At 34.4% G+C, this 12,778-nt stretch carries 6 protein-coding genes, 1 tRNA gene and 1 pseudogene; 3 read left to right on the top strand and 5 right to left on the bottom strand.

Annotation, left to right across the window (positions count from 1 at the left end; all coding sequences use genetic code 11):
• Positions 1 to 15: 15 nt before the first annotated feature.
• Positions 16 to 768, top strand: a complete 753-nt coding sequence (locus tag LV469_04160) for a class I SAM-dependent methyltransferase (protein ID UHR03489.1) — start codon at positions 16 to 18, stop codon at positions 766 to 768.
• A gap of 5 nt (positions 769 to 773) precedes the next feature.
• On the top strand, positions 774 to 1,415 hold the full coding sequence (locus LV469_04165; protein ID UHR03490.1) for a cupin domain-containing protein: 642 nt from the start codon (positions 774 to 776) through the stop codon (positions 1,413 to 1,415).
• A gap of 67 nt (positions 1,416 to 1,482) precedes the next feature.
• On the opposite strand, the gene LV469_04170 is transcribed toward LV469_04165, so the two are convergent.
• Entirely contained in the window at positions 1,483 to 2,760 is a 1,278-nt protein-coding gene (locus LV469_04170; protein ID UHR03491.1) for a M18 family aminopeptidase, read from the bottom strand.
• A gap of 115 nt (positions 2,761 to 2,875) precedes the next feature.
• On the opposite strand from LV469_04170, the gene LV469_04175 reads away from it, so the two are divergent.
• A tRNA-Ala gene (locus LV469_04175) sits at positions 2,876 to 2,951 on the top strand.
• A 263-nt stretch (positions 2,952 to 3,214) separates the two neighbouring features.
• Here LV469_04175 and LV469_04180 read toward each other — a convergent pair.
• The 4 genes and pseudogenes from LV469_04180 to LV469_04195 form a co-directional block, all read right to left on the bottom strand.
• A complete protein-coding gene (locus LV469_04180; GenBank protein ID UHR03585.1) occupies positions 3,215 to 6,817 on the bottom strand; it encodes an S-layer homology domain-containing protein in 3,603 nt (1,200 codons plus the stop codon).
• Positions 6,818 to 6,880: 63 nt separating this feature from the next.
• Positions 6,881 to 8,266 (bottom strand): annotated as a pseudogene (locus LV469_04185) (S8 family serine peptidase).
• A gap of 922 nt (positions 8,267 to 9,188) precedes the next feature.
• Complete coding sequence (clpB, locus tag LV469_04190; GenBank protein UHR03492.1) at positions 9,189 to 11,762, bottom strand: ATP-dependent chaperone ClpB; 2,574 nt, start codon at positions 11,760 to 11,762, stop codon at positions 9,189 to 9,191.
• Positions 11,763 to 11,773: 11 nt separating this feature from the next.
• Positions 11,774 to 12,688: a J domain-containing protein gene (locus LV469_04195; GenBank protein ID UHR03493.1), complete on the bottom strand. Its 915-nt coding sequence runs from the start codon at positions 12,686 to 12,688 to the stop codon at positions 11,774 to 11,776.
• Positions 12,689 to 12,778 lie beyond the last annotated feature (90 nt).

Raw genomic sequence — 12,778 nt, forward strand, 5'->3', positions numbered from 1 at the left:
TATAAAGGAGGATGTATGGAAAAAAATAAAACAAGTTTGGGTCATGATTTTCTTAAAATGCTGGGTCGCACTAAGCTAAGACCAGGCGGAGGAGTCATCACAAATTGGCTCTTAGAAAAGGCGCAAATTAAAAAAGATTTCAAAGTATTGGAAGTGGCTTGCAATCAAGGCGACAATTTAATAAGAATCTACACAGACTTTGCTTGTCATATTCAAGGTGTGGATATGGGACAGACTGAAATAGAACAATGTAAATCCAATCTAAAAGCCCTTGATCTCGATGAAGAAATTAAAGTAGAACAAATGGATGCGAGAAATCTAAAGTTTTTAGACGAAAGTTTTGATGTCATAATAAACGAGGCCATGCTTACTATGCTAAGCGATGAAGATAAAAACAAAGCCCTCAAAGAGTTTCATAGAGTATTAAAAAAAGGAGGCCTTCTGCTTACTCATGATGTAGCTCTCGATGAAGATAATACAGAGGCTAGAAGAAGAGTTTCAAAAATGGTAAATGCCAGTGTCTCCCCCATGGGTGCAGGAGCGTGGAAAAATCTATTTGAATCTAATGGTTTTGAAATCTTGGATATGAAAACAGGTCCTTTTTTACTCTTGGATAAAACTACAATAATAAAAGATGAGGGCCCCATAAGAGCTGCCGCCTTTTTCAAAAAAGCCATGCAGGATGAATATAGACAAAGGTTTCTTATGATGAAAAAAATGCAAGAAGAAAACATGAATTATATAGCCTTGTTTGCAAGGAAAAAATAAATCCTATGAGAAATATTGACAAGGCTAAGCTATTGGTACCTTCCGACTTTGTACCAGTAAAAAAACATCAGACCATATCGAAGGAATTGATGTTTAAAAAAGACTATCACATACTCGCCATGGGTCTTTATGAAAATACGGATATAAGCCCAGAATATTATGCCGAGACCAAGGGATATATAGTCCTTGAAGGCAAGTTAAAGATTGGCGGAGAACTTATTTATAAAAATCAAGGCATATTTTTTCCAGAAAGACAGCTGTTTCAAATACAAGCCTTAGAAGATTCAATTTTTTTGGAAATTTCATATTGTGAAAAGGAGGAAAATATGGAAAATATAGAAAAAGGAAAGGTAATCAATTTAAAAGACAGTCTAGACTATGTAAAAGGGGCTATTACAAACTTGGACATAGTTTCAAAAAAAGACTTAAAAATCATGATTTTGGCATTTGATGAAGGCGAAGGACTAAAGCCACACTCAGCTCCAGGAGATGCACTCTTGCTTGCCTTAGAGGGAACAGCCAAGGTGGGAGTTGGAGAGAATGAGTTTATGATAGAAGCTGGAAAACAAATAATCTTTCCAAAAGATATAACTCATAGCGTAGAAGCAAAGACTAAATTTAAGATGCTTCTAATTTTATCTATATAACAATAAAAAAGGATGGAAAGACGTAAGTTTTTCCATCCTTTTTATTTATTCATTTTTAAACTAATTGTCAAATTTTAAAAAATTCTTCAAAGCATCTTTGCATGTAGTATAAATCTTTGGCAGCCATTAACTCTCTTACAGAGTGCATTGAAAGCATGGGGCCTCCTACATCTACTGTTCTCACATTCAATCTTCTAGATGTTATAGGTCCTATGGTCGAACCACCTCTCATATCAGACCTGTTGTGGAAGGTCTGATATGAAATACCCGCTTTTTCACATATGCTCATAAGTATAGCTGCCGATTCTCCATCGGATGCATAGGCCTTGGAGGCTGCATACTTTATGACGATGCCCTTTCCAAGTTTGGGTCTATTTATTGGGTCTGCCTTTTCTGTATAGTTTGGGTGAATGGCATGAGCCATATCGGATGAAATCATAAAAGATTTTTCTAAAGCTTTAAAATAGTCTTGCCTGCCTTTGCCAAGTCCTAGTAAAATTCTTTCAAATACAGTTTCTATAAAAGATGAATCAGCTCCCATCTTGGTTCCCGAACCAACCTCTTCATTATCACTTGCTATTATAATATTGATTCCCTCATGGTCTTTAGCATCAATCAAGGATTTTAAGCTTGTATAAAAAGATGCCAGATTGTCCAGCCTGCCAGATGATATAAATTCAGAATTTTCTCCTAATAAACTTGCTTTTTGTCTATCATAGAGGTAGAGATCATAATCGAGTACATCATCTTTTCCCACGCCAAGCTCACCACTCAAAAGCGTCTTCATATGGTCTTCGTTTTCAATTTTTTCATCGCAAAGTCCCACAAGTGGAAGAGTATGGACTTGTGGATTTAGCTTGATGCCGTCATTTACTTGTCTATTCATATGAATTGCCAAATTTGGAATTATAAGCATATCCTTGTCAAATTTCACAAGCTCCTTACGAGGATTAAAGATATCATCAGATTTCAAAATTACTCTGCCGCCAAAGGACAAGGGCCTATCCAGCCAAGTGTTTATTATAGGTCCACCATAAACTTCAGTATTTAAAACAGACATGGACTCTTTATTCATATAAGGCTTGGCCTTTATTCTAAAGCCTGGCGAATCAGTATGAGATCCTACAATTTTAAAGAAAATCTCATCCAACTTTCCAACAGAAAAAGCTAAAAGTGCAGAGTCATTATTATCTACGAAATACTTGCCCCCTTCTCTTATTACAAAATCCTTTTTTAAATCCAATCTCTCAAAACCTGCCCCTTCCAAAAGCTCTTTGGCCTTTTTCACTGCAAAATATGCCATTGGACTCTCATTTAAAAACTCTATAAAATCATCAATATTCATAAAAAACCTCCCCATTCTTATAGCAATTTTAATACAAGTCCAATAAAAAGTCATTCCATTTCAGTTTTAGTTTGGCTATACAAATTTTTGAATCTGTTGTATAATTTAGTGGCTTGGGGGATTAGCTCAGTTGGGAGAGCGTCTGGCTGGCAGCCAGAAGGTCAGGGGTTCAAGTCCCCTATTCTCCACCATATATAACTTAAAATTAATACATAAGCTTGCCTTGCTTTTAAAGCTTAGATTGTAAAACATCTAAGCTTTTTATTTTTGAATAAAAGACAGAAAACTTTTATGCATTTTATAAGTCTTAATTTTTTACATACAGCTAAAAATTTTAAAAAAATACCAGGGATTATTCATCTCTGGTATTTTTAGGCTCCAATTAGCTATATTAAGCTGTATAAGACATTTGATTTTTAAAAATTATAAATATAAAGTCTTTTCTTACTCGTTTTCAATTTTGATTTTCAACCCAATTTACAAGTACCATCAAGGTCTTTGCTAATTCATATCTACTTATCTTTGAATCCGGATTATACTTATTAGCATCTTTTCCTTCTATCAAGCCAATTTCTTCCATGGCTTTTACAGCTTCTAGACTCCATTTTGGAATCGCGTTTTCATCTGCGAATTTGAAATCTTTAGTTTTTTGCATATCTATTCCATTATTCGTTAAGAATCTTGCAAATATTAATGCCAACTCTTGCCTTGTAAGCTCTTTATTAGGTTTAAAGTTTCCATTGCCATCACCCAAGACATACTTGTGGCTTGCTGCCCAAAGCACTGAATCTGCATACCATTGATCTAAAGCCACATCATTGAATTTGATGTTTTTAGAGCTTGTCTTGTCTTTAGAAATTCTCATTAGAGTTTCAACTACCATAGCCCTTGTTATTGTAGCATTTGGACTAAATTTCCCAATGCCAGTCCCCTTCATGATCTTACGAGATGTCACAAAGTCTAAAACTTCTTTTTGTTCAGCTGTTATATCGTTAAATTTAGTCGGTGAAACTTTATCAAAAGTTTGAACTCCATAATCTTTATTTGGCTTGTCTTTTGATTTTTCTTCACCTATTTTTTCTCTTTTATTAGATTTAAAGAATCCTATATTACCATTTCCTGGGTTATAAGGTTTTATTATCGGAACTACCGGTTCAATAGGTTCTGGATTTTTTTCGTTTTGGTTGTTTTTAGACTTTTCTTTTAAGGATTCAAAGGCTGATTTTAAAGTCGCAAGAGCCTTTTTAGCCTCTTCTTCGTCATTGTAGGACTCTTTTATTTTAGACAGACATTCTTTGAAGGCATTTAAAGAGTCTTCTGTGTATATGCTTTCATCTATTGTCTTTGTTTTTTCAACAAGTTCCTTTAATTCAGTTAGGACTTGTCTAAGTCCTTCGTCATCCTTAATATTTTTAAAATTAGGATCCTTGCCAACATTTATATAAGAATCTGCAGTCATTACAAAATATTTTGGTGCGACAAAGCCTTGGCTTGCTCCGTCATTTATTATAAGCTCATAAACTCCTTGATTTGCTGAAAATAGATAGTTTTGTTTTCCATCTTCTTCATAATCCATAATCATATCCACCAGTGATCCAGTTTTTAGATTTTTTATTTGAACCTTTATCTTTTCTGGTGAGCTTATAACCAATGCACCTTCCATATCTGTTTCTATTTTACTGAATTTAAAATCTGCTCTTGTGCTTTCTCCGCTAGTTACCTTTACAAGTTTGTTGCCTGTCTTACTTGCAAATTCAGTATTTTTATCAATAAGCGGGCTTATAATATAGTTTCCTTCCGGCAAATTATTCAAGTCTCTGTAGACCTTATCATTGTATCCAAAGTAACCTCTTATATCTTGGACAATGTAGCCTTGTTTTTGTCCTATATTATCTTCTATTACAAGACTTCCATTTCCACTTGATTTCTTTATGTCAACTTGAAGATTGACATTGCTTCCAGAAACTTTATATTCAGCCTTTGATGGATAGGCTGTTACCCTTGATGATTTTAATTCAAGAAGATATAGAGCTGGTTCAGCATAATATCCTTCTTTGGGAATAGCTGCCAACATATAGTCTTTTGGCTCTATTTCTGAATTGTTGACAAAATCAAGAGGCAAATTTCTAGCTATGCTTTTTATTTCCATATTGTTTGAACGATCAAAATCCAAGGCATCGGAAGCCAACTTAAAATCAGCATTTTCTTGTCCCTCGCCATATACATTTATTGTAAAATTTTTCTTTTCAGGATTAATAGCGAAAGAAATATTTCCTGCTGAGTTTAACTTTGAATTTTTCTCTACAATACAATTATAATCAGCTTTTTCCTTATCATTTATGCCGTTACCTTTGTCAAATTCTCTAAAAATCTCAAACTTATAGTTTGTCTTGTCCGCATCAAATTCGACCTTATATCTTCCATAAGGTATAAGTTTGCTAAAGGCCTTGGCTCCGACATAGTTATCTGAATTTTGACCAACTACTAAATCTAGATCTATTTGTGTATTATTATCTTGATTTATTAATTTCACGCCTTTAAATTCTTTTGTATAATCGTAAACCCAGTAATATACATAATATGCATCCAACTTATCTATATTTATCAAGATCTCTTTGGGGGCATTTTCAAGAGTAAACTCACAAACATATTTACCATCGACCTCATTTATATTTTTAATATCAACTCCGTCAATATCTTTTATTTGATATATCTCCTCTGGTTTTTTGATTTCTAGTTTGTATTTTCCCGGCTTTAAATTGTCCGAATAGAACTCTATGCCTTTCTCGTCAAATATCTTATATTCTAAGTTAAATTCATCGTCATTTTTGTTGAGCTTAGGCACTATGTTTACGCTGGATTTTTTGTTGTTTAATTCCATTTCGGCAGTTGTTTTATAAGTGTTATAGCCTAAATCTTTAACCTCTACCACTATGTCTTTTAAGTCTGTTTGCTGAGGTATTTCGTATCCTTTGTCGCTTTTTTCTATGACTTTATCATTTATTTTTACAAGCTCTTCTCTTATTCCATTCTCATCAAATGAATCGAAACTCAAAATATTATCTTGTATTTTAAAGTTTTGAACAGTAGGCTTTTTAGTGTCTACCGTAAAGTTCATATTGATATCATCAAGCGGCTTGTTTTTATTTCGATAAGAGCTTATAGAAACTACATAATTGCCATCATCCAATTTGGTTTTTGAGTTTGGAAATGGTATGTCTATATAATAAGCATTACCTAAAATATTTGAGCCATAATTTTTTATTGTCATTTCGTCTTTTACCAAGTTGGCAAGTGATTGTCCGACTTTGTTTCCATTCTCATCAAGCTTGTATACATTGACACTTATATTGCCGCTTCTTAACATAGTGTATTTAACATTCAAATAGTCAGCATATCCATCTTTATTCGGAGATAATACATGCTTGTCATAAAATTTAGGATTTTTGTTTGTGAAATCTTTTGATTGGCCCAAGATTTCTGTCTTATTGCCAATATTGGTAAATAAATGAGTGAATTCATTGTTTCCAATCTCTTTAGCATTATTTCTATCTGCTATATGGCAATTGCCCTCTTCATTCCAGTAAAAAGGCACTTTGTTTTCCTTAGTTAAATCATATATTGGGGACTCGACAACTTGAACTTTATCCAAATCTCCAACAAATGTTATGAAAGGAATTGAGATGGTGGGTTCGTCATCATTTTCAAATATTATAAATCCATCAACAAAATATCCATTAGGCATTTGACTCTTTAATTCATCTGCAAACTCACTTGTATCTATCGTTACTGACAAGTCCTTTGTTTGTTTAGGAGAAAGAGTGACGGAGCCATTATTTACATCTTTTAGCCATCTTGTAAAATATGTCAAATAAGATCCGTTGACATCATCTGCAACTATTGTGCTCTTATATTTATAGGTTATAGTTTCATCTGAAAGATTTTGTATCTTAAAATTAAAAGTTTGAATGTTCTTAGCGTTTTTATTAAATAATTTTGTTTCATTGTTGTCGCCAATTAATATAGCCTTTGTATTCAGAGCCTTTTGTAATTTCATTACACCGGCTCCTTGTCTTCTTGGACTTGTTGCAACTTTATTGAAATAATGAATTTGTGCTGTCGACATTATCAAGTTTCTAATTCTTTGATACTTTTGCTTTGGAGAAAGTTCGGGGAATTTCTCATCCACCATTGAACTAACTAAAGCAAGTCCCCCTGCTATGTGAGGTGTAGCCATTGAAGTTCCGCTTTGCAGATTATAGGTGTTATTGTTCCCAAGAGAATAAATATTTCCACCAGGAGCAGTTATATCTGGCTTAAAGGTACCATCTGCTGTCAATCCAAAGCTAGAAAATTTTGATATTTGTCCAGCCAAGGGATTGTAAAAACTCATGTTTCCCTTTTTGAATATTACTTTTCCAAGTGTATTTTTTAGCTTAATTCCTGTTGAGTAGTAAAGGCTTGCAACAGCTATCTCATGCTTACCTGCGCCCGCCATAGCTACAAACTCATCTCCACCTTCTTGATGATTATATATAAAGACTGCCTTGGCACCTTTTTCTTTTGCTCTTATGGTCTTGTCTTCGAAAGTATTGCCCCCTCTTTCTATAAGTACAACCTTACCGTTGACATCCACATTTTTATAGTCTTCTTCTTTTCCAAGACCCACATAAACCAAATCGAACTCTTTATCATATTCTGGTTCAACAGTCTTATTTTTTTCATTTTTAGACCATTCTAAAAATAAATTTTCTTCATTTCCACTCTTGTCTTTGTAAGTAAAATACGGTTTAACAGTGGTACCATTTTCTATGGAGGCAACAGCAAAAGATTTTTCTGCTGCTGCTGGATCGCCTAAGATTCCATAATCTGGATATTCAGCCTTAGGCTTATAACCCATCTTGGCGCCAAATGCCGTTTCATTTCCTGCTGCAATAGCTACAACACATCCAGCTTCTTCAAGTCTTTCAAACATTTTAGTGGCATCCGGGAAAATAGTTGTGCTATCACCTGCTACGGAACCCAGACTCATATTGACCGCATCAACTTTTAAAATTACACAATCTTCCAAGGCCTTCACATATAGAGCGGGGCTTGTACCAGGTATATCGTCAGAGAAAACTCTCATAAGAGCCAATTGAGCCTCGGGAGCTACTCCGGACAAACTTATCTCTTGCTCTCCCAAGTTGACATCTACATGATTTGCTCCTACTGTACCCGCAACATGCTGACCATGGGATCTATCTGATTTTTCCTTTATTTTTTCTGGGTTTGTGCCAGGATAATAATTATAGGCAAATGGTATCTTTTCATTTATATAAAATCCACGTTCTAATAGTTTGCTAGATTTTAATTTATCTATATCGGCTTTAGAATATTTAGCTTTTTCTTTGCCTTCTTTAGTCAAATAAAAGGCTTCATGCTCAGGATCGAATCCAGAATCTATTATGGCTACCAATTTTCCTTGACCTTTATATTTAGAATAAACGGTCTCGTTGCCTATCATGTCCCTAGATTCCATCGTCCTTAATGATCTTTTGGAACGTCTTTTACCTTCTTTTAATACAGGTTTTTCTATTAATGGTTGCAAAATTATCTTTTTTACAAAGTCTAAACCTGCCAAAGTCTTAGCATCTTCAAAGGTCATCTCTGCACTAATGCCTATCATCAAAACTTTGAAATCGCATTCAACTTTTAATTCTATACCCGAGCTTTTTATTTTATCCAGGGCAGATTTATTAGCTTTCTCTGCAAATTCCAATTGTTTTTTTATTCCAGCATCTGTGTAAAGTTCTTTAGCTGAAACCATGCTACCCAAATCAGAGAAATAAGCAGGGTCAAATTCAACCATGTAGGCTCTTACTTCATCATCGCCTATCTTACCCTTTGATTGTATTATTAGGCTCTTTACTTTCTCATTTTCATAAGCACTATCCGCTTTTTTATCTTTTTCATCAAAATAGCTGTTCTGTACGTTTTCACCATAGACGCTAATATTCGACAAAAGCAATATTAAAGCTAATGCTAAAGCTAAAATCTTTTTCATATTATCTCCTCAAAATTTAATTTTTATAGAATATAATACTAACATAATTTTATAATAATGTAACCAGAAAATATCCATTAATTAGCATATTTCGTATTTATGTATAAATTTTAAATGTTTTTGATTATTTTGTCTTAAAAATATCACGTTTCATGTTCTTTGTATTATCTTTACTTAATACTCTTTTAAATTTGATTAGATTGTATTTTAAAAGTACAAAAACAGATTCAATCCTTAAAATATTTCACCCGTAAAGCCTTTGGATGCTAAAAAATTGTATGGCATAGAGTAAATTTTATAAATTCAAAAATAAAAAAATTGTCCTCAGCATTTTATAGCTGAGGACAACTTAATTATTTATTATTTTAGTTTTATAAATGTGTCATGCGTAGATTAATTTTTTTCCGTCTGAACTTATATTGATTTGAGATTTTTCGAGTATCTTGCCGGAGATTATGCCCTTGGATATTTCTGTTTCAACTGTTCTTTGGATAAATCTCTTTACAGGCCTTGCTCCGTATTGAAGCGAGTAGGCAGAGTCCAAAATAAAGTCGAGAGCTTTTTCATCCAATCTTATGGTGATTTCCCTTTCTGCAAGTCTTTCTTCCAAATCTTTCATAGATGCCTTGATAATTTCATAAACTTCTTCTCTTTGAAGAGGTTTAAACATTACAATTTCATCTACCCTATTTAAAAATTCAGGTCTAAATCTTGCTTTCAACTCATTTGAAACTTTTTCTCTGGTTTCTTCTTTTATAGAGCCATCATCTTCTATGCCTTCTATTAGATAGGATGAACCTATATTTGAAGTCATAATTATGACTGTATTTTTAAAGTCTACTGTCCTGCCTTGATTGTCTGTCAATCTGCCATCATCAAGGACTTGAAGAAGGATGTTAAAGACATCTGGATGGGCCTTTTCAATTTCATCAAAAAGCACTACGCTATATGGTTTTCTTCTCACAGCCTCTGTCAGTTGACCTCCTTCGTCATATCCAACATATCCCGGAGGAGAGCCTACGAGTCTTGACACAGAATGTTTTTCCATATATTCACTCATATCTATTCTTATCATGTTTCTTTCGTCATCAAAAAGTGATTCCGTAAGTGCCTTGGCTGTTTGGGTCTTGCCGACACCAGTTGGTCCTAAGAATATAAATGAACCTATTGGCCTATTGGGCGATTTAAGACCTGCTCTTGCTCTTAAAACTGCATCCGATACAGCCGTTACAGCTTCATCTTGTCCAACTACTTGTCTATGCAAAATTTCGTCCAAATTCATGAGCTTATCTCTTTCTGTCTTTGAAAGTTTATCTACTGGTATGCCCGTCCATCTGGAAACGACTTCTGCTATTTCTTCTTCTGTAACCTCTTCTTTGACCATTTGGTTTTCAGATTTATCAACTGCTTCTGCCTTTTTTAGGGCTTCTTCTAGCTTAGGTAGTTCACCAAATTTTAGTTCTGAAAGTTTTTCAAGGTCATAAGATCTTTGAGCTTGATCTATTTTTATCTTGACATCATCAATTTGTGCCTTTATATCCTTGACCTTATTAAGAGCTGACTTTTCTTCTTCCCATTTAGCTTTTAGATTGTCGAATAAAGACTTTTCTTCGGATAAATCTTTTTCCAAAAGTTCTAGCCTCTTTTTAGCTCCTTCGTCAGTTTCTTTCTTTAAAGCTTCTCTTTCGATTTCAAGTTGTAGGATTTTTCTCCTAACTTCGTCCACTTCTTCTGGCATAGATTCTATTTCAGTTCTTACCATGGCACAGGCTTCATCCATCAAGTCTATAGCTTTGTCTGGCAAAAACCTGTCCGAAATATATCTATCCGACAAGCTGGCAGCTGCTATTACAGCAGAATCTGCAATTCTCAAGCCATGATATATTTCATATTTTTCTTTCAAGCCCCTCAAGATAGATATCGTGTCTTCAACATTTGGTTGATCTACTAATACTTTTTGAAATCTTCTTTCTAGAGCTTGATCTTTTTCTATATACTTTCTGTACTCATCAAGAGTTGTAGCACCAATTGTCCTTAGCTCTCCTCTTGCTAGCAAAGGCTTCAAGAGATTGGAGGCATCCATGGCTCCCTCACTCTTTCCTGCTCCAACTATATTGTGAAGTTCGTCTATGAATAAAAAGATTTGCCCATTTGATGCTTCGACTTCAGATAGTACAGCCTTGAGTCTTTCTTCAAACTCTCCTCTGTATTTAGCTCCTGCAATAAGAGCTCCCATATCCAAAGAGAAGATAGTTTTGCCTTTTAGACCTTCAGGCACATCTTCGTTTACAATTCTTTGGGCAAGTCCTTCGACAATAGCAGTTTTGCCAACGCCAGGATCTCCAATTAAAACAGGATTGTTTTTAGTTCTTCTTGACAAAATTCTAATGACATTTCTAATCTCTTCATCTCTACCTATTACAGGATCCATTTTGCCTTCCTTGGCCCTAGCACACATATCAATACCATACTTGGCAAGCACATCATAAGTGTCTTCTGGGTTGTCTGTTCTAACTTGCCTTGAGCCTCTAATTTTTTGAAGAGCTTGCAAAAATCCTCTTAAATCGACTTTATGTCTATTGAAGATTTCTTTTGATTTTGCATCTTTCGCTTCTAAGATTGCCATATAAAGATGTTCCACCGAAACATAGTCGTCTTTAAAATCATCGGCATGCTTTTTTGCTCTTGTCAAAATCTTCGAAAAGTCTTCGCTTGGATAGATGCTGCCCCCTTTTTGTTTTGGCATTTTTTCAATAGCCGCTTCTACATCGGCTGTAACCAAATCTTTATTTACTCCCATATAGCCCAGGATTTTTGGAATTAGACCATCTTTGTCCTTTAAGAGTGCATAATTTAGATGCATAGGCATAAGGGATGGAGCGCCATATTCTCTTGCAATCTCATTTGCAGAGTTTATGGCCTCGATTGACTTTTGAGTAAATTTTTCAAAATTCATAATATCCCTCCTCAATTAGATATTTCTTGTAATTTTTTATATAAATCAATTTGTTCGTCTGTCAATTCACTCGGATTTACGATTCTAAAATTTAAATACAAATCTCCAGTATTTCTCTTGATGTCTTTAAAGCCCTTACCGGGAATCCTCATTTTCTTAGATACATCTATATTTTTTGGTATATTGACCTTGATTTTTCCATAAAAAGTATCTATCGTCTTTTTGCATCCAAGGGCTGCTTGCCATGGGTAGATGGCGATGTCCTTGTATATATCTAAACCTTTTAAGCTTTCAAAATTAGAATTTCTAATTTTAATTTTGAATAAGAGGTCTCCTGGAATATTATACTTATCTCCGTTTAATTTTATTGACTTACCTTCTGTGATTCCTGCAGGCACCTTGACAGCAACATCAATGACTTTGCCTTCAAAATTTAGGCTTACATTTTTTTCGCATCCCTTAAAAGCTTCATCAAGACTTATGACAAGTTCAGTCTTGAAATTTTGTCTTGCCGTCTTTCTCTTTCCCCTGCCCTTAAGGTCTGAAAAAATATCACCAAAACTAAATCCAGAAGAGGTCTTTGAAGACCTAGCAGAAGAACCACCAAAGAACATATCAAAAAAGTCTGAGAAGTCCCCCGACTTTCCGCTAGATGTGTAGGTGTAACCATAGTCTTCAGGATTAAAATCATAACCGCCTTGGAAGTTGTAATTAGATCCAAAGGTGTCGTATTTTTTTCTCTTATCTTTATCTGAGAGGACTTCGTAGGCTTCAGAAATTTCTTTAAATTTTTCTTGGGCCTTTTCATCACCCGGATTCAAATCAGGGTGATATTTCTTGGCAAGTTTCCTATATGCTTTTTTTATTTCATCTTCACTTGCCCCCTTGGTCACCCCAAGAAGTTCATAATAATCTTTATATTGCAAATCTATCACCCCTGAAAAGTTCTAATAACTTAATTTCTCTTTAAAAGTCAAGGATGTATTTGACCATCTTTGACCTTCTTTAATTATAAG

The sequence above is a fragment of the Peptoniphilus sp. GNH genome, assembly GCA_021307325.1.
In the GTDB taxonomy this organism is placed as follows: Bacteria; Bacillota; Clostridia; order Tissierellales; family Peptoniphilaceae; genus KA00134.